The organism is Bradyrhizobium genomosp. I (2014), from assembly GCF_000261685.1.
Taxonomy (GTDB): Bacteria; Pseudomonadota; Alphaproteobacteria; order Rhizobiales; family Xanthobacteraceae; genus Bradyrhizobium.
Genome location: NZ_AJQE01000127.1, coordinates 1 through 679 on the forward strand (window position 1 = coordinate 1; position 679 = coordinate 679).

Sequence of the window (679 nt, forward strand, 5' to 3'; positions counted from 1 at the left end):
GCACCGTGATCTCGACGCCGAAGTCGCGATGCGGCGCCACCACCTCCTCGATCAGCTCCGACAGCTTCATACGGTCGAACGGCGCGCCGGTGGAGGAGAGCTGGGTGATCTTGCTCAGGATGTCGCGGCAGCGCTGGGTCTGCTCGCGCAAGGTCTTCAGGTCGGCGGCAAAGCTCGGGTCCTTCACCGTCTTTTCCAGTTCGCGCGAGATCAGGAAGATCGTCGCGAGCGGCGTGCCGAGCTCGTGCGCGGCCGCTGCGGCGAGTCCGTCGAGCTGGGTCAGATGCTGCTCGCGCGTCAGCACCAGCTCGGTCGCGGCCAGCGCGTCCGCGAGCTTGCGCGCCTCCTCGCTGACCTGGAACGAGTAGAGGCTGGTGACGCCGATCGCGAGCGCGATCGAGAGCCAGACGCCGACGAGATAGATCGGCGGCAGCACCAGCGGATCGTCGGAATCCCACGGCAGCGGAAAATGGAAGAAGAACAGGAGCGAAGCGCAGGCAACCGCGAGCAGGCCGAGGCCGAAGGTGAAACGGGCCGGCAGCGCGGTGGCCGAGATCAGCACGGGCGCGAGGAACAGGAATGAGAACGGGTTCTGCAGGCCGCCGGTGAAGAACAACAGGCCAGCCAGCTCCACGATGTTCAGCGCGAGCAGCCCGGCCGCCTGCATCGGCTCCCGCCG

General features: G+C 67.5%; 1 protein-coding gene. It reads right to left on the bottom strand.

Features of this window, described 5'->3' with window-relative positions; all coding sequences use genetic code 11:
• On the bottom strand, positions 1-679 hold a 679-nt coding region (locus IC50_RS12235), incomplete at both ends, for a histidine kinase dimerization/phospho-acceptor domain-containing protein (RefSeq protein ID WP_035704538.1).